This is a genomic window from Mesorhizobium sp. M8A.F.Ca.ET.161.01.1.1, assembly GCF_004792105.1.
Classification (GTDB): Bacteria; Pseudomonadota; Alphaproteobacteria; order Rhizobiales; family Rhizobiaceae; genus Mesorhizobium.
Genome location: NZ_SRTD01000405.1, coordinates 1 through 298, shown reverse-complemented (window position 1 = coordinate 298; position 298 = coordinate 1). Strand labels below are relative to the sequence as shown.

Below are 298 nucleotides of genomic sequence, written 5' to 3'. Positions count from 1 at the left end.
TCGAGTCGAGCAGGATCACCACGTCCTTCTTGTGCTCGACCAGGCGCTTGGCGCGCTCGATGACCATTTCGGCCACCTGCACGTGGCGCGCGGCCGGCTCGTCGAAGGTCGAGCTGATGACCTCGCCGCGCACGGTGCGCTGCATTTCGGTCACTTCTTCCGGGCGCTCGTCGATCAGCAGCACGATCAGGTGCACGTCCGGATGGTTGGTGGTGATGGCGGTGGCGACCTGCTGCATCATCATGGTCTTGCCGGCCTTCGGCTGCGACACGATCAGCGAGCGCTGGCCCTTGCCCTG

Annotated in this window: 1 pseudogene; it reads right to left on the bottom strand. The window is 65.4% G+C overall.

The features are described from left to right. Positions 1 to 298: pseudogene (rho, locus tag EN804_RS36295) on the bottom strand (transcription termination factor Rho); the annotation flags it as partial.